Genomic DNA, 16552 nt, shown 5'->3' on the forward strand with positions numbered 1-16552 from the left:
GCAGGGACTGGACTATGGGCAAGGTAACAGGGTTTCTCGAGATCGACCGGCAGGTGCACAAGTACCAGCCGGCTTCCGACCGCATCCGGCATTTTCGCGAGTTCACGCTGCCGATGTCGGACAAGGAGGTCGAGAAACAGGCCGCACGCTGCATGGATTGTGGCATTCCGTACTGTCACGGGCCGACCGGCTGCCCGGTCCACAACCAGATCCCGGACTGGAACGACCTCGTCTACAATGGCGACTGGGACAATGCGATCCGCAACCTGCATTCGACCAACAATTTCCCGGAATTCACCGGCCGCATTTGTCCGGCACCCTGCGAGGAAGCCTGCACGCTGAACCTCGAGGACATCCCGGTCGCCATCAAGACGATCGAGCAGGCGATCGCCGACAAGGCCTATGAAACCGGTCATATCAGGCCCTATCCGCCGGAAAAGAAATCCGGCAAGCGCGTCGCAATCATTGGCTCGGGGCCGGCCGGCATGGCAGCCGCCCAGCAGCTTGGCCGCGCCGGCCACGACGTTCACGTCTATGAGCGCGAGAGCCGGCCGGGCGGGCTGATGCGCTACGGCATCCCCGACTTCAAGATCGAGAAGCACTACATCGACCGCCGCATCGAGCAGATGCAAGGCGAGGGCGTGAGCTTCCATTGCGGGATCAATGTCGGCGTCGACAAGCCGGTGGCGGACTTGTTCGCCGAATATGATGCTGTGCTCTATTGCGGCGGTTCGGAAACGCCGCGCCCGGCCAACATTCCCGGCGACGATCTCGACGGCGTGCATGACGCGATGCCCTATCTGGTGCAGCAGAACAAGCGCATAGGCGGCGAGCCGATCCAGTCGGTGGCGTGGCCCTCGCCGCCGATCGTCGCCGGCGGCCAGCATGTCGTCGTCGTCGGCGGCGGCGACACCGCCTCCGACTGCGTCGGCACCGCCTTCCGCCAGGGCGCCGTGCGCGTCACCCAGCTCGACATCCGGCCGCAGCCGCCGGAAAAGGAAGACAAGCTTTCGGTCTGGCCCTACTGGGCGACGAAGATGCGCACCTCGTCCTCGCAGGCGGAAGGCGCCGAGCGCGAGTTCCAGGTGGCGACGCTCGAATTCATCGGCGAGGACGGCGCGTTGACCGGCGTCAAATGCTGCGAGGTCGATGAAAAGCGCAAGCCGATCGCCGGCACGGAATTCGTCATCCGCGCCGATCTCGCCTTCATCGCCATCGGCTTTGCCGGGCCGGTCGCCGTCGGGCCGGTGTCGGAGCTGGCTGGCCAAATGACGATCGCCATCGACAGCCGCCGCTCGAACAACGTTGAGGCCAATGATCGCGACTACAAGACCAGCGTCGAAAAGCTCTATGCGGCGGGCGATGTGCGCCGCGGTCAATCGCTGGTCGTCTGGGCGATCCGCGAGGGCCGTCAGGCAGCGCGTTCGATCGACGAGGCGCTGATGGGATCGAGCGTGCTGCCGCGCTGAGACCGTTCGGAAACTCTACTCCCGCGGCCATCTGAGGGCGTTTCTGCGCTTCCGGCCTTCGCCGGCCGAAGCACTTGTGAGCGGTCGTGGCAGTTAAAGCTACGGCCGGGCGTAGGCCGGCGGCCGGAGCAGGTTTACGGAGTGATCGCCGTGGTCGTTTCGGGCACGGCCGGCGCCGCAGGCTGCTTCCTTGGCGGCCAGGAAAAATCGTCGGCGCGGCCGGGCGAAGCAGCTGATGCCTTACCCCCGACGACGCGTTTTTCGCCGGGCCCGTCCGCCTGTGCCGGCGCTGCGGCGCCGAGAAGTTCCGAACCGCCGTCGAGTGCCGGATCGCTGAGCAGCATCGGCACGGTGCGGTCGACGGGCATGGGTGTCGGGGCCGGCGCCCCGACGGGAGCGCCGGCTGGCGCATACGCTGCCAGTGTGCCCGGAGGCGAGGTCATTCCAAGGATCTTCAGCAAGGGTTTTTCGGCATAGAAGGCGAGCTTGCGTTTGCCGGCTTTCGACACACGGATGCCGTCGTCGGTGCGCAGGCGCACCGGCTGGCCGTTGATATCAGGCCCGCTGGTGACAAAGGCGCCGTCCTCGTCGACGAACCCGTCCCAGATGTCGATGAATTCGCCGCCATGACTCTCGGCCGTCGAGCGGTAGATTTCGTTGAAAGCCAACATGTCGGAGGTCATCTTCGGCGCCTTGAAGGCCGGCATGCCGACCCACAGATACGGCACCTTGGCCGATGCGATGGCCTTGCCGAACGCTTCGGTACGGCGTTCATATTCCTTGGTCCAGGCCTCGGACCGCGGCTGTTCGCGTTCACCGTTGACACGCATCTGCTGCCGATCGTTGGAGCCCAGCATGACGATCACGGCCGCCGGCTTTTCGGTCTCGATCAGCGACTTGATCTGTTCAGGCCAGTTGTAGAAATCGTCACGCGCGAAACCGGACGAACCATTGCTGCGAACGACGATCCTGACCTTGGTGTTTTCGGCAAAGGCGGTATCGAGACCTTCGGCGAGGCCGGTCGCCATGAAATCGCCGACCACCAGAACGGTGCGGGCATCCGGCGCCTTCTCGACAATGGGGGCTGCCGGCTCAGCCGGCCGGCGCGGCGCGGCACGGGGCTTTCTGGCTTTTGGCTTGCGTGGCCCGATCCTCTGAATCTGTCGCGGCTGAATCAGTCGCGGCGGCTCCACCCGCTCGCTTCGGCGCAGAAACAACAAGTCGCGCAGCGACCAGCCACGCCTTTGTTCTTCCTGCGCCACGGCCGGCGTGTGAAAGACGGCGGCAGTGCCGACGGCCAGGACGGCAATAGCCAGAATCAGGATCGGCACGCGACGAAGGATCACACGAATACGCGCAGCCGAAACCAATTACCGTCTCCATCCCTTAGGAGCGCCGGACTCCAATACAACCGTGCCGCCGCTCTTATCTTGATTGAGCATCGGATTCCTCAAAACCGGTTTGGGTCCGATGCTCCAGGTGTGCCCCTTATGCGAGGCTAGTTCTGCCTGAGCCATTTGAGCACTTCCATGCTCGGATGTCCGTCCTGGGTCAGGCCAGCCTTTGCCTGGAAGGCCATGATGGCGGCTCTCGATCCCTCGCCGATCTTGCCGTCGAACTTGCCGTCGTAGTAGCCGTACTGGGAAAGCCGTTGCTGAAGCTCCTGCCGCTCCTCGAAGGAGAGCTTCGTGAAAGGCCGCTTCCAGTCCTGCACAAGCCCACCATGGCCGGCGATTTCGTCGGCAAGAAGGCCAACGGCAACCGCGTATTTGTCGGCATTGTTGTAGCGCTTGATGACCGAAAAATTCTTGACCATCAGGAAAGCCGGGCCGCCGCGGCCGCCTGGCACCTTCAGCGTGGCCTTCTCCGCGCTATTCCTGAACGGCTTGCCGTTGACACGCGTGACACCCAGCGCTTGCCATTGCGACAACGACTTCGATCCGGCCGGGAACTTCTTTCCGTTGGGAAGGCTGACTTCATAGCCCCAGGTCTTGCCGGCCTGCCAGCCGTTCTTCCTGAGCAGATTGGCGGCCGTTGCCAATGCATCGGGAATCGAATTCCAGATGTCGCGCTTGCCGTCACCGTCCATGTCGACCGCATAGGCCTGATAGCTGGTGGGAATGAACTGGGTATGGCCCATGGCGCCGGCCCATGAGCCACTGAGGTGGCTTTTATCGATGTCGCCCCTTTGCAGGATCTTCAGCGCCGCGATCAACTGTGTGCGGGCAAACTTCGATCGTCTCGAATCGGCATAGCCAAGCGTTGCCAGCGAACGCACGACATTGCGCATGACATCGTCGCGCTTGAGGATTTCGCCGTAGTTCGATTCCATCGACCAGATCGCCAGTAGGATGTGACGGTCGACGCCGTATCTTGCCTCGATCCTGTCCAGCCACGGCTTCCACTTCCTGGCCATCTGCTTGCCAACAGCGACCGATTGGTCATGGACGCGGTTGTCGAAATAGTCCCAGGCGGGCGCGGTGAATTCGGGTTGATAACGGGCTTTTTCCAGCACGACCGGGTCGGCATCGCTGATGCCCTCGAATGCGCGGTCGTAAACGGCGCCGGAAACGCCGCTCCGCACCGCGGTGGCGCGGAAACTCGCCACCCATTGCCGGAAACCGGCGTCGGCAACAGCCGATCCGGTTGAAATCAGCAAGGCAAGCGAAAGGCTGGCGGCCGCAACGATGCTTGTGAAGCGCTTTGCGGCGTTGCGAACGGACATCTATTCCTCCTTCTTCATCACAGGAAGATCATTCATCGCCGAACCCGGTTAGCATTTAGTTTACCATAGGTGCCGTTGGGAACGAAAAGGCGGGTGGGTGCTTTACGGACTACAGTTTTTTCTGACCAGCCGTTCCATAATCCCAGATTCCGGCACGAAAATGTCTTGAAGCGGGATTGCCGAACAACCTTAGAAGCGGATATTTGACAGCATGAAGAGAGTTCGCAAGGCAGTTTTCCCGGTCGCTGGCCTCGGCACGCGTTTTCTCCCGGCCACCAAGGCCATACCCAAGGAAATGCTGACCGTCGTCGACAGGCCAGTCATCCAGTATGTGGTCGACGAGGCACGCGAAGCCGGCATCGAGCATTTCATCTTCGTGACCGGACGCAACAAGGCGGTCATCGAGGACCATTTCGACGTTCAGTTCGAACTCTATGACACGCTCGCCCAGCGCGGCAAGGACGACGAGCTCGCCCGCCTGCAGCGGCTGCAACCTTCGCCAGGGCAGACCAGCTTCACCCGCCAGCAGGTGCCGCTTGGCCTTGGCCATGCCGTCTGGTGTGCCCGCGAGCTGGTCGGCGACGAGCCCTTCGCGCTGCTTTTGCCCGATATGATCATGCAGTCCGAAAAAAGCTGCATGAAGGAGATGGTCGAGCTTTATGCCGAGACCGGCAACAACATCGTCGCGGTTCAGGAATGCGACCCCGCCGAGGCCCATAAATACGGCATCGTCGGCCGTGGCGAGGATACGCATCACGGTTTCCGCATTACCGGTATGGTGGAGAAGCCGAAGACCGGCACGGCGCCCTCCAATCTATACATCAACGGGCGCTACATCCTGCAGCCGGAGATATTTGGGATTCTCGAAGGCCAGGAGAAGGGCGCCGGCAATGAGATACAACTCACCGACGCGATGCTGAAGCTGGAGAAGCAGCAGCCCTTCTATGGCTGCCACTACCGGGGGCGCACCTTCGATTGCGGATCGCCGGAAGGCTTTGTCGAGGCCAACGTCGCCTTCGCGCTGTGGCGCAGCGACATGAACGGCCGCATGGCGGGCATTATCAGCAGGCTTCTCGACGAGATGAAACCGTCACAGCAGCGTGGCGCGGCGTTCTAAGCCGCGTTCAGGTCTCGAAAACCACCGTGCTCGCCACCGCCTGACCCGAATCCTGGGACACCTCCAACCGCTTGGTTTACGGCTGCAGCGTCACGCCGACAAAGATGCTGTGGGCGGTGTAGTCGCGGCCCTCGAGGTTGCTGATCTGTTTTTCAGTTCTGGCGCGGGTGGTCAGTCCGGCATATCGGTTCAGCCACCATGTCAATCCGGCCTCGGCGCTCAGCGTCAGATCGTGGCCGTCGGACCCGATGTAGTCGCGCCAGCCCACGCCGAAAGCTGCGTTGCCAATCAGGTTGGCACGGATTTCCCGCTCGCCCGTCAGGAGGCCGGAGTAAAGGATGTCGCCGCTTTCGTTGGCGGTTGTCGTGCCCTCGACGGTCGTTTGTCCGATGAGGCCAATCGTGGTGCCGCGTTCCGGCGACCATCTGAGGTCGGCGTTCACCGTGGCACCCGAAATTGCCGGCAGCCGGTCGTCGTCGATCGCCTCGCGCAGCCAGCCGGCCGAGAATTCGCCGGCAAGCTTCTCGCCGAGGTCGAGCTCGGCGCCGGCCCGAATCCCAAACCCCGTCGAGGATCGTTCGAAACCATTGGTGTCCACGCGCAAATCATAGACCCGGCGGCCGATTTCGACTTCGGTGAAGGGGGTGATAGCGGGGGAAATCTCGTAGCCGGTGCGCAAGGTGGCGGTATAGAGCGTCGAGTCGCGGTCTTTCTGCGACAGCGTTCCGCCCGTCGAAAGCCTGGCGTCGCCGTAGATGTCATGCTCGACTGCGCCGGTGAGGGCGAAGCGCATCTTGCCGGCATCCTTCTCGACCGCGAGGCTGCTGTTAATGCTCTGACGCACCGGCTGCTCGACGGTGCCTTCGATGACGACCGGCGACGAAGCCGATTCCGGCGCCGCCTCGTAACCAAGGTTCGCGATAGCGCGCAGATCGTTGTCGAGGTCGATATTGAGCGTGCCGTCGACAGCGCCCCGTGCCTCCTCAACCTCGTCGCCCGATATGGTCTTGAGAAAGATGCCATAGCCGTCGATGACAGCCGAATTCTCGCGCCAGTCGGAGATGGCATTGAAGCGCAGCGCCGTTTCGGACAGCAGGGCCGGCTTTCCTTCGCTGCTTGAATCGGCATTTGACGACGCCCTCAGGCCCTGCTCGAGCGTCGGCCTGATCACGAAGGAGCCGAGTTTGATGCCGGTGGCGGCGAACGGGTCGTCCTCGGCCCTCCTGTCCCGGCCTTCGATGGCTTCGACGCGCTCGGCGCCCGGATCGAGCTGCCTGTCGGCGGAATCGATGGTCACGGCACGGGAATTGACTGGGTCCTGGTCGGTCGCGGCGCTGTCCTCGCCATCCGTCGTGACCGTCGTCGCGGTGGCGGCCTGTGTCTCGGCGGCTTGTGTCTCGGCGGCTTCGTCTCGATCGGCTGCGCCCTGCGTTGCGCTCGATGGCCGGCGCGGCGGGATTGGAGCGGGCGTGTCTGCAAACGGATCGTCGGTTGCGTCCGGCGGATCAAAAATACTGCCGGTCGCGGGTGCCGTGTCGTCGTCCTGCACGGCGCCCGGGCTGGCCGGCTGATAGGTGGGCGTCGGCGCAGTGCTCTGCGTGGTTGCACCGGCCTGCGCCGTCTGGTCCTGGGCATTGGCCAGGCTCAATTGCCTGGTCTTGCGCTGCTGGTCTTCCAGAATCGCCGATTCGGAAACCTCGCCGCGCAGCTCGGTCACCTGGGCATAGGGCTGCGCAGGCCGCAGCAAGGCGAAGACGCTGGTCGCCAGCAGCAAGGCGCAGACCGCTTTGCCGTTTCGTCCTCTTTTCTTCTCTGGCTGGGCCCCGGACATCGCTACCACTGCTTGCGCGGCGCACGCGCGCCATACTTACCGAACCGTAAACGGGGATGGTTAACGCAGGGTTGAGGCAGCGGTCGATCAAAGCCCGCCGGATGGCTGGCGGATGGCAATTCCGTTGGACAGGCGCGCGGCAAAGCGCTAATCGCATCAGCCATGCATGCGGGATCCCCAGACAAGAAGCGGCTCGATGGGCAGGCTTCGATCGCCTCGGCGCTTAGAACGGTAGCGACCGAGCAGGCCGGTGTCGCGGCGCTGGCGGCCGCGCTCGAAAACGGATTGACCGAACCGTTCGCGCGCGCCGTCGATATGGTGTCGCAGATTGCCGGCCGCGTCATCGTCACCGGCGTTGGCAAGAGCGGCCATATCGGCTCAAAGATCGCGGCGACGCTCGCCTCGACCGGCACGCCGGCTTTCTTCGTCCATTCTGCCGAAGCCAATCATGGCGACCTCGGCATGATCGCCAGGGACGACGCCATCATCGCCTTGTCGTGGTCGGGCGAGAGCCGCGAGCTCAAGGGCATCATCGCCTATTCCAGGCGCTTCTCGATTCCGCTGATCGCAGTCACCGCCGGAGAGCGATCGGCGCTGGCGCGGGCGGCCGATGTGGTGCTTTTGCTGCCGCGTGCGCCGGAAGCCTGCCCGCACGGCCTGGCGCCGACGACATCGACGCTGCTGCAACTGGTGATCGGCGATGCACTGGCCATCGCGCTGCTCGAAGCGCGCGGCTTCACGCCGGACCATTTCCGCACCTTCCATCCCGGTGGGCAACTTGGCGCCAATCTGACGCAGATCCGCGACATCATGCATGTCGGCGACAGGCTGCCGCTGGTGCCTTCCGGCACTGGAATGCACGAAGCGATTCTCGAATTGTCGCGCAAGGGGTTTGGCTGCGTCGCGATAATTGCTGCGGATGGTGCGCTGATCGGCATTATCACCGACGGCGACATCAGGCGCCACATCGGCAGCAATCTTCTGGCAATGAGCGTCGATCAGGTCATGACCAAGGAGCCGAAGACGGCCGGACCGGATACGCTGGTGGCGACGGCGCTGCAGACGATCAACAGTTCGACCATCTCCAGCCTGATGGTTGTCGAAGGCAGACGGCCGGTCGGACTTGTCCATCTGCATGACCTGCTGCGCATCGGCGCGGCCTGAGAGTTCTCAGGCCTAGGTCGCTCGCCGGAGATGGTGGGCTCAGTCCAGGACCGCCTCGACCGTCAGTTCCAGATCGGTGTCGGCCGCGCCCGTCACGCGCACCTGCGTGCCGGCCGGCAGGTCGGGGCCGGAGACGCGCCATAGCGTGTCGCCCAGCTTTATGCGGCCGCGGCCGTCCCTGATCGGCTCGTCCAGGGTGGCCATCCTGCCGATCATCTGTGCGCCGCGGCGGTTGAGCAGTGGCTGGTCGGTGCCATCATCGCGCCCGCCCACCAGTCTCTTGCCGACATAGGTTGAAACCAGCGACATCGCCAGGAAAGCGAGAACCTGGATCTGCCAGGTCCAGAAGACCGCGTCCCAGATAAGCAGTGACACCACGCCGATCAGCAGCGCGGCGATGCCGATCCACAGCATGAATATGCCCGGTGCGATGACCTCCATCACCAGGAGGACGAAGCCGAGAACCATCCAAACCCAGGGGCCGAGTTCGGAAACGATGCGGTCGAACATGGCCTCAGGTCTCGCTGGGACGAACCACGGGCGGGCGTGCAGCTTGCCGCGTGGTGCCGGCAGTGCCGTCGCTGCCGAAAACCTCCTTGGCGATGGCGCCGATGCCGCCGAGCGTGCCGATCAGTGATGAAGCTTCCATCGGCATCAGCACGACCTTGCTGTTTGTGGCGGAACCGATCCTGGTCAGCGCTTCGGTGTATTTCAGCGCAACGAAGTAGTTGAGTGCCTGCACGTCGCCCTTGGCGATCGCTTCCGACACCACCTGCGTTGCGCGGGCCTCGGCCTCGGCCGAGCGTTCGCGCGCTTCGGCGTCGCGGAAGGCGGCTTCCTTGCGGCCCTCGGCTTCCAGGATCTGCGACTGCTTGAGGCCTTCGGCGTCGAGGATCTGCGCGCGCTTGTTGCGCTCGGCCATCATCTGGCGACCCATCGACTCGACGAGATTGGCCGGTGGATTGATGTCCTTGATCTCGACGCGGGTGATCTTGATGCCCCAGGGATGTGCCGCCTCGTCGACGACGCGCAGCAGGCGTTCGTTGATGGCGTCGCGGTTCGACAACAGCTCGTCGAGGTCCATCGAGCCCATCACGGTACGGATGTTGGTCATCGTCAGGTTGAGGATGGCGTTCTCCAGCCCGGCGACCTGGTAGGCGGCCTGCGCGGCGTTGAGCACCTGGTAGAAGGCGACGCCGTCGACGGCGACGGTGGCGTTGTCGCGGGTGATGATCTCCTGGGTCGGGACGTCGAGCACCTGCTCCATCATGTTCAATCTGGAGCCGATGCGGTCGACGAACGGCACGATGAGGTTGAGGCCGGGGCTCAATGTCTTGGTATAGCGGCCAAAGCGTTCGACGGTATAATTGTAGCCTTGCGGGATTGTCCGGATGCCTTTGAAAAGCACGAGCACGACAAGAGCGACAAGGACAAGAAGCGCGATATCGAAACCACTGAAATCCATTTGGCTCTCCCTCAGATGCCGGCCACGAAATGTTTCTACGCAACCGACTTCACCAAACACTTAAGTGTGTTTCAGGAACGTTACAATCAGGTGATAGTGCATGTCGCGCAAAAGCATGCCGTCGGGCTTGAACCGAGGGTGGGCAGCGGTTTTGCGATAACGACATGCATAAAAACAACAACCTAAAGCGCGTCGCATCAGGCCGCTCAGACGCGACGCGCTTTAGTGGATTACCGGTGCATGGAAAGCCGGCCCGCGGCGCTCGATTGTATTCCGCTTCAGATCCAGCCAGACAGTTCGCGCCGCACCATCGCCTCGATCACCGCCATGCCCGCGGCACTGTCGTTGAGGCAGGGAATATGCGCGAATTTCTCGCCGCCGGTATGATGGAAGGTCTCGGCCGCCTCCCTGCCGATCTCGTCCAGCGTCTCGATGCAGTCGACAGAAAAGCCCGGATTGACGATGGCGATCGATCTCACGCCTTCTGCGGGCAATTTCTCGACCGTCTGGTCGGTGTAAGGCTGCAGCCATTCCTGCGCACCGAAGCGCGACTGGAACGTGGTGATCAGCTTCTTCTCATCCCAGCCGAGCTTTTCACGCAGCAGTCGGGTCGTCTCCAGGCAATGCGCCTGATAGGGGTCGCCCTTGTCGGAATAGGCTTTCGGAATGCCGTGATAGGAGGCAATGACCGTTTCCGGCTCGAAATCGAGGCTCGCCAGATGGCGCTCGATCGAACGGGCAAGCGCCTCGATATAGACCGGTTCGGCATAGTAGGGCGGCACGCTGCGGATCGCCGGGGCGCGGCGCATCTTCATCAGCGCGCGAAACAACTGGTCGTTGGCGGTCGCGGTCGTGGTCGCGGAATATTGCGGATAGAGCGGAAAAGACAGAATGCGGTCGCAGCCTTGCGCGACCAGCCCTTTGGCGACGCTCTCGGTCGAAGGATTGCCGTAACGCATCGCCCAGTCGACGGTGACGCCGGGCAGGTCGCGCAGCGCCTCGGTCAGCTTTTCGCTCTGAGCGCGGGTGTAGGTGCGCAGCGGCGACTCGTTACGCTGCCGGTTCCAGATCCTGGCATAGTTGGCGCCCGACTTCTTCGGCCGCGTGGTGAGAACCAGCCCGTAGAGGATCGGGTACCAGATCGCCTTGTTGAGCTCGATGACGCGCGGATCGGACAGGAATTCCCTGAGATAGCGCCACATCGGCTTGAATTCCGTGCCGTCGGGCGTGCCGAGATTGACCAGCATGACGCCGATCCCGCCCGCCCCGACCGGCGACTGTCCTGCCGACAGCGGGCCGACGACCTTCGCGGCTTTTCGATCGGCAGGGTTCGAAAGCGTCATAAGGGATCTCCGGACACCGCGCGAAACTAGCGATGCCGCGCCGGTTTTCAATGCAGCGTCTGGCCGCACCTTATCAGCGAAAGCAGAAAAACCCGCGGGGTTAACCGGACGGGTTTTCCAACGATGACGAAAGTATTCAGTTTGCCGCCGGGATGGTCAAGCTTGCGCCGACGGGAAGGCGGCGCGGCTCGTAGTCCTTGTTGGCGTCGGAGATCGTTTTCCACCTGGCGCCATCGCCATAGGCCTTTTCCGCCAAATCCCAATAGGTATCGCCGGCAACGACCACATGGCTGCTTTCGGCCGGCTTTGCCGGCTCGGCAGGCATAGCCTCGGCTGGCTTCGCCGGCTCAGCTGGCGCCGGCGTTGCCGGGGCGGGTTCCGCCGGCACGGCTGGCGGTGTCGTGGCAATATCGTCCGAACCGGCCGGCGGTTCGGGCATCGCCGGCTCCGCCGCTGGGGCTGGAGCCGTTTCTGCTGGTTTTGCCGGCTCGGCCGGAGCGGGCGCAGCTTCGGCCGGCTTCGCCGGCTCCTGGGCCGGTACCTGGGCCGGTTCCGCCGCGGCAGCGGCCGTGACCTCGGTGATGCGGCCATCGAGCTTCGGCGTATAGGGCCGATGCGCGCCGAGGTAATCGGCGACCACCTGTTCGAGGCCCGGACCGTAATCATAGGCGTTCCTGGCCTTGTCGGCGAACACTTTATAGCCGTCGCCGCCCTGGCGCACATAATTGTTGGTCGCGACCAGGTAGTCCTTGTCTGGACTGATCGGCGTCCACGCGCCACCTGCCATGACTTCGACAGACTTGACGCGCCCGGCATTCGGGGCAGCCGATTTGTCGAATGAATACTTCAGGCCGGCAACCTGCGGGAAGCGTCCGGCGCCGTCCTCGATCTGGCTGAGCCCGTTCTCGAGCCCGGCAAGCAGATCCTTGCCGGAAATCTGGAAAGTCGCCACTGTGTTCTGGAACGGCAGCACGTTCAGCACTTCGCCCATGGTGACGGTGCCCTGGTCGATCGAAGCGCGCAGACCGCCGCCATTCGTGATGACGATCTCCACACCCTGGTCCTTGACGCGGTCGAGGACGGCATCGGAGACGAGATTGCCCATCTCGCACTCGCGGGTGCGGCAGTTCTCACGGCTGCCGTCGATCGCCTTGGTGGTCTCGGCGACCTCCTGGTTCTTCAACGCCTCGATCGGCGCGCCGAGTTCCTGGATGCGGGCAAGCACGGCTGGGTCTGGCGTGATCGACTTGTCGAGGTAGATCGGGTCGCCGCTGGCCTGCTTGACGACACCGTTGTCGTCGAACACGACCTTGAACTCCCCGAGATATTTCGAATAGGACGCCGCCTGGACGACCGGCACCTTGTAGCCGTCCGGATTGTCGACCATCGTTGGGTAGGGGCCTTCAGCCTTGGGGTCGGAGTTGGACAGCAGCGAATGGCTGTGGCCGCCAACCACCACGTCGACACCCGGGATCTTGGCGATGACGTCACGCTCGCGCTTGTAACCAATATGGGTGACTGCGATGATCTTGTTGACGCCTTCTCCCTTCAACCTCTCGACCTCTGCTGTGATCGACTTGACGTCGTCCTCGATCGTAACGTTTGGGCCTGGCGAAGCGAGCTCCGGCGTGTCGTTGGTGACCGCGCCGACGACGCCGATCTTCTGGCCGCCGACCTCGATCACGATCGACGGTTTCACGCGGTCGCCGAGCCTGGATTGCGCGTTGGCCTTCACATTGGCGCCGAGCACCGGAAACTTGATCATATCCAGGAACGGCGCCAGCGCCGCCTCGCCGTCGTCGAACTCGTGATTGCCGACCGCCATGGCGTCGAATTTCATCTGGTTGAGGAATTCGCCTTCGGTCTTGCCCTTGTAGGTCGTGTAGAAGAGCGAACCCTGGAAATTGTCGCCGGCGCTGAGCAGCAGCACGTTCTGGCCGTCCAGCTTCTTGCGCTCCTGGGCGATCGCCGTGATCAGCCGCGCCGCGCCGCCTGTGCACTCGCCCTTGGTCTCCTCTTCGGCCGAGCAGGTCGATTCATACTTGTTGTTGCTTTCGATGCGGCTGTGCCAGTCGTTGATGTGCAGGATGTTCAGCGTGTAGTCGGCAAAGGACACGCCGGTCGACAGGCCAAGCGTCGACGCCGACAGGGCGGCAATGGCGGCGATCTTCTTCATCTTCGTCTCCCGGATGACCAGTTTAACGCCCCTGCTTGACTGCAACATAACAGCCAGCTTTTGGCGCATGTTCACATCGCGTTTTAGCCGATGCAAGTGGAATCGGGGACAGTTTTGCCGGCGCAAAAAAGGACGGAGGCTCAAGCCGCCGTCCTTGCAAAGCAGTTCAGTAGAGGCCTCAGGTGCGTCGCGTCAGCACAAAGTTCTGCCCGCTCACGCTGGTGCAATTAAGCTGCGAGGTGGAGATCAACAAGCAGTTGAAGCTGATCGGCGTCTGGCGGATCAGCGAAGTGCCCTGGATTTCGACCGAGGTGCCGCCGGTCATGGTGTAGCTGCCGTCGGCAAGTTTTTGGCCGGTGTCGGTCGCGACGGTCTTGAAGCTGCCGCCGGCGAAGGTCGACAGGCCCGTGCCCTGCGCGTCGATCCATGAGCCTTCGACCGGACTCCGCGCGGCCAATGGCGGCCCGCTCGGGCCGGCTGTGGTGCACGCCGCCAAGGCGGCAGCGGCCGCGACAATGCCGGCCGAAAGCAATTTGCGCGCAATCGTCATCATCAAGATCCTCTCCTCTCGCATTGACCCGAAAATCGATTCGATTTTTCGGAAAGCACGATGCGTACGCTCAAAGCGCCAGAGCGTGCTTTACGCGTCCAGATGGACGCACGTCGCTCCAGACCGCCTTCCTTCAATCGCCCGATTTCCAGCCGATTGCAAGGCAGTGAGACATTGCTATCGAACGGGGATGCTGCACTATCGAACGAGGATGTTGCGGAACTGCCATGGGTCGTTTTTGTCGAGGTCTTCCGGGAACAGCCCAGGGCGGTTGTCGAGCGGCGTCCAGTCGGTGTAGTGGCCCTTGATCGGCCCGAGATAGGGCGACTGCACTTCCAGGCAGCGCCTGTAGTCCATCTCGTCGGCCTCGACGATGCCGGCCTCGGGATTTTCCAGCGCCCAGACCATGCCCGCCAGCACTGCCGATGTGACCTGCATGCCGGTGGCGTTCTGATAAGGCGCCAGCTTGCGCGCCTCCGCCAGCGACAGCTGCGAGCCGTACCAATAGGCGTTCTTGTCGTGGCCGTAGAGCAGCACGCCGAGTTCGTCGACACCGTCGACCAGTTCGTTTTCGTCGAGCACGTGATGCACCGGTTGGGCCTTGCCGGCGGCGCCGAACATCTCGTGCAGCGACAGCACGGCGTCGTTGCAGGGATGGTAGGCGTAGTGACAGGTCGGGCGATATTGGACCTTGCCCTTCTTGCCGCGCAGGGTGAAGAAGTCGGCGATCGAGATCGACTCGTTGTGCGTCACCAGGAAGCCGTATTGCGGGCCCGGCGTCGGGCACCAGCTGCGCACACGCGTGTTGGCGCCCGGCTGCTCCAGATAGATCGCGGCCTTCGAGCCATGCTTGTGCTTCTTGCCGTTCTTCGGCATCCATTTCTCATGCGTGCCCCAGCCGAGTTCGGCCGGTTGCAGCCCTTCCGAGATGAAGCCTTCGACCGACCAGGTGTTCCAGAACACGTTCATAGGCTTCGGCTTCTTGGTGCGCTGCGTGTCGCGCTCGGCGATGTGGATACCCTTGACGCCGGCCTTCTTCATCAGCCTGGCCCAGCCTTCGCGATCGTGCTGCGCGGGCTCCGAGAATTCGTGGCCAAGATCGGTGGCGAGGTTGACCAGCGCCTGCTTGACGAACCACGAGACCATGCCTGGATTGGCGCCGCAGGTGGAGATTGCGGTCGCCCCGCCGGGATGCGCGTGCTTTTCTTCGATCATGGATTCACGCAGCGCGTAGTTGCTGCGGCTGGCATTGTCGGCCTTGGTGTCGAAATAGAAGCCGAGCCATGGCTCGACGACGGTGTCGATGTAGAGCACACCGAGCTTGCGACAGAGCCGCATCAAATCCACTGAGCCGGTGTCGACCGACAGGTTGACGCAAAAGCCCTGGCCACCGCCCTTGGTCAGCAGCGGCGTCAGCAGCTTCTTGTAGTTCTTGCTGGTCACCGCATCCTGCATGAAGGTGATGTCGCGCTCGTCGAGCAGCTTGCGGTCGGTGTCGCGTGGGTCGATGACCGTCATGCGCGACTTGTCGAACCTGAAATGGCGCTCGATCAGCGGCAGCGTTCCCCGTCCGATCGAGCCGAAGCCGATCATCACGACAGGGCCGGTGATCTCACCGTAAACGGGCCAGTTTTCATTCGCCATTTTATCGATTACTCCCTCAGATAGGCTGAAAAGCCGGGCAAACAGACGCAAAGCGGAGCATTTTTTTGCCAGACCGCCACGCGCTACAACCACAGATCATTGTCATAAACCAGCGAAAAGCCGCGAGCGACGCCGCATTCGCCATGGGTTAAGGACGACGACCAGTCGATCATGGCCGTCAGGACCTTGTCGCGTTGGGCAAACCCGAGCGCCAAAGATGCGCGACCTAAGATGCGGCGAGCATCAGCTCGTCGATGGTTCCGGATCCGGGCCGCAGCCCTACCTCCGCGCCCCACAGCGTTGGCCAACAGGCCAAAACAACCTGCCGATGCGCCGACCTATTCACCCTTGCGGCAGATCGTGTGTCGTCTCCGCACGTTGGGAAGGCCGGCGTCTGTTCAATGCGCGCAAGCCTCGCATAGACCCGAAAGCTCCACCGTGGCCGAGTTGGTTCGGAAGCCCTGCCGTCGGGCAATGCGGCGCAGCACCCGCTCCAATGCCGGGTCATGAACCTCACTTGCCCGCCCGCAATTCGCGCAGATTGCAAAGGCGGCGCGCCCATGGGTGCCGCATTCGCCGTGGACGCAGAGCGCAAACGCGCTCAGGCTCTCGATCCGGTGAACCAGGCCCTGCTCGACGAGCCGATCCAGAGCGCGATAGATCTGTAGCGGTGAGCGGAGCCCTTCCTGGCGAAGAAGTCCAAGCAGTTCATAGGCCCCCATCGGCCTGTCGGAGCGCGCCAGCGCGTCGAGCACCAGCTGCTGGTTGCGTCCAGGCATCCGCTGTTCCCCCGTGATCCATGCAGTTTTGTTCCAGGCAGTTTTGATCACAATGGCGAGCGTCGGTTATAGTATAACATTTTCGATTGACGAGCGTGATAACATAACATAACGGATCGTCAAGAGCGGGGCTGACTTTGATGGCTGCCGCGGAGATGGATCGAATGGCGGCCTGTGTGATCTTTCAAGACCTGACGCTGGGCAGCCATCCCGCCGCTTCGACGGGATCGTGCGGCACGACGATCATCTGTCGGCCGGCACGATCCACATTCCCTTCTAGCTCTGCCGG

Annotated in this window: 13 protein-coding genes; 3 read left to right on the forward strand and 10 right to left on the reverse strand. The window is 62.8% G+C overall.

Annotation, left to right across the window (positions count from 1 at the left end; all coding sequences use genetic code 11):
- The first annotated feature begins 14 nt into the window (after positions 1-14).
- Positions 15-1469: a glutamate synthase subunit beta gene (locus tag NMG70_RS17550; RefSeq protein WP_254025713.1), complete on the forward strand. Its 1455-nt coding sequence runs from the start codon at positions 15-17 to the stop codon at positions 1467-1469.
- Positions 1470-1603: 134 nt separating this feature from the next.
- Here the strand turns inward: NMG70_RS17550 and NMG70_RS17555 are convergent, their stop codons facing one another.
- Both NMG70_RS17555 and NMG70_RS17560 read right to left on the reverse strand, forming a co-directional pair.
- On the reverse strand, positions 1604-2839 hold the full coding sequence (locus NMG70_RS17555; RefSeq protein WP_254025714.1) for an SGNH/GDSL hydrolase family protein: 1236 nt from the start codon (positions 2837-2839) through the stop codon (positions 1604-1606).
- A 128-nt stretch (positions 2840-2967) separates the two neighbouring features.
- Entirely contained in the window at positions 2968-4194 is a 1227-nt protein-coding gene (locus NMG70_RS17560) for a lytic murein transglycosylase (protein ID WP_254025715.1), read from the reverse strand.
- Positions 4195-4405: 211 nt separating this feature from the next.
- Here NMG70_RS17560 and galU point away from each other — a divergent pair, with 211 nt between their 5' ends.
- Positions 4406-5311, forward strand: a complete 906-nt coding sequence (gene galU, locus NMG70_RS17565; protein ID WP_254025716.1) for a UTP--glucose-1-phosphate uridylyltransferase GalU — start codon at positions 4406-4408, stop codon at positions 5309-5311.
- Positions 5312-5387: 76 nt separating this feature from the next.
- Here the strand turns inward: galU and NMG70_RS17570 are convergent, their stop codons facing one another.
- Entirely contained in the window at positions 5388-7142 is a 1755-nt protein-coding gene (locus tag NMG70_RS17570; RefSeq protein WP_254025717.1) for an outer membrane beta-barrel protein, read from the reverse strand.
- A gap of 162 nt (positions 7143-7304) precedes the next feature.
- Here NMG70_RS17570 and NMG70_RS17575 point away from each other — a divergent pair, with 162 nt between their 5' ends.
- A complete protein-coding gene (locus NMG70_RS17575; protein ID WP_254025718.1) occupies positions 7305-8306 on the forward strand; it encodes a KpsF/GutQ family sugar-phosphate isomerase in 1002 nt (333 codons plus the stop codon).
- Positions 8307-8345: 39 nt separating this feature from the next.
- Here the strand turns inward: NMG70_RS17575 and NMG70_RS17580 are convergent, their stop codons facing one another.
- From NMG70_RS17580 to NMG70_RS17610, 7 genes are all read right to left on the reverse strand, one after another.
- A complete protein-coding gene (locus NMG70_RS17580) occupies positions 8346-8816 on the reverse strand; it encodes an NfeD family protein (protein ID WP_254025719.1) in 471 nt (156 codons plus the stop codon).
- Positions 8817-8820: 4 nt separating this feature from the next.
- A complete protein-coding gene (locus NMG70_RS17585) occupies positions 8821-9771 on the reverse strand; it encodes an SPFH domain-containing protein (protein WP_254025720.1) in 951 nt (316 codons plus the stop codon).
- Between the two features lie 278 nt (positions 9772-10049).
- Positions 10050-11114: a ferrochelatase gene (gene hemH, locus NMG70_RS17590; RefSeq protein WP_254025721.1), complete on the reverse strand. Its 1065-nt coding sequence runs from the start codon at positions 11112-11114 to the stop codon at positions 10050-10052.
- Between the two features lie 136 nt (positions 11115-11250).
- Positions 11251-13290, reverse strand: coding sequence for a 5'-nucleotidase C-terminal domain-containing protein (locus tag NMG70_RS17595; protein WP_254025722.1), 2040 nt, complete (start codon positions 13288-13290; stop codon positions 11251-11253).
- A gap of 178 nt (positions 13291-13468) precedes the next feature.
- Complete coding sequence (gene omp10 / locus NMG70_RS17600; protein ID WP_254025795.1) at positions 13469-13840, reverse strand: outer membrane lipoprotein Omp10; 372 nt, start codon at positions 13838-13840, stop codon at positions 13469-13471.
- A gap of 198 nt (positions 13841-14038) precedes the next feature.
- Entirely contained in the window at positions 14039-15484 is a 1446-nt protein-coding gene (locus NMG70_RS17605) for a homospermidine synthase (RefSeq protein ID WP_254025723.1), read from the reverse strand.
- A 398-nt stretch (positions 15485-15882) separates the two neighbouring features.
- Positions 15883-16263, reverse strand: a complete 381-nt coding sequence (locus NMG70_RS17610; protein WP_254025724.1) for a Fur family transcriptional regulator — start codon at positions 16261-16263, stop codon at positions 15883-15885.
- Between the last annotated feature and the right edge of the window lie 289 nt (positions 16264-16552).

This window comes from Mesorhizobium ventifaucium (assembly GCF_935822925.1).
Lineage (GTDB): Bacteria > Pseudomonadota > Alphaproteobacteria > Rhizobiales > Rhizobiaceae > Mesorhizobium > Mesorhizobium ventifaucium.

What these genes read in the sequence shown, in the direction of transcription:
- NMG70_RS17570 (WP_254025717.1), bottom strand. Translation starts at nt 7,142, where the DNA reads ATGTCCGGGGCCCAGCCAGAGAAGAAAAGAGGACGAAACGGCAAAGCG.
- NMG70_RS17585 (WP_254025720.1), bottom strand. Translation starts at nt 9,771, where the DNA reads ATGGATTTCAGTGGTTTCGATATCGCGCTTCTTGTCCTTGTCGCTCTT.
- NMG70_RS17580 (WP_254025719.1), bottom strand. Translation starts at nt 8,816, where the DNA reads ATGTTCGACCGCATCGTTTCCGAACTCGGCCCCTGGGTTTGGATGGTT.
- NMG70_RS17560 (WP_254025715.1), bottom strand. Translation starts at nt 4,194, where the DNA reads ATGTCCGTTCGCAACGCCGCAAAGCGCTTCACAAGCATCGTTGCGGCC.
- NMG70_RS17605 (WP_254025723.1), bottom strand. Translation starts at nt 15,484, where the DNA reads ATGGCGAATGAAAACTGGCCCGTTTACGGTGAGATCACCGGCCCTGTC.
- NMG70_RS17610 (WP_254025724.1), bottom strand. Translation starts at nt 16,263, where the DNA reads ATGCCTGGACGCAACCAGCAGCTGGTGCTCGACGCGCTGGCGCGCTCC.
- NMG70_RS17550 (WP_254025713.1), top strand. Translation starts at nt 15, where the DNA reads ATGGGCAAGGTAACAGGGTTTCTCGAGATCGACCGGCAGGTGCACAAG.
- galU (WP_254025716.1), top strand. Translation starts at nt 4,406, where the DNA reads ATGAAGAGAGTTCGCAAGGCAGTTTTCCCGGTCGCTGGCCTCGGCACG.
- hemH (WP_254025721.1), bottom strand. Translation starts at nt 11,114, where the DNA reads ATGACGCTTTCGAACCCTGCCGATCGAAAAGCCGCGAAGGTCGTCGGC.
- NMG70_RS17575 (WP_254025718.1), top strand. Translation starts at nt 7,305, where the DNA reads ATGCATGCGGGATCCCCAGACAAGAAGCGGCTCGATGGGCAGGCTTCG.
- NMG70_RS17595 (WP_254025722.1), bottom strand. Translation starts at nt 13,290, where the DNA reads ATGAAGAAGATCGCCGCCATTGCCGCCCTGTCGGCGTCGACGCTTGGC.
- omp10 (WP_254025795.1), bottom strand. Translation starts at nt 13,840, where the DNA reads ATGACGATTGCGCGCAAATTGCTTTCGGCCGGCATTGTCGCGGCCGCT.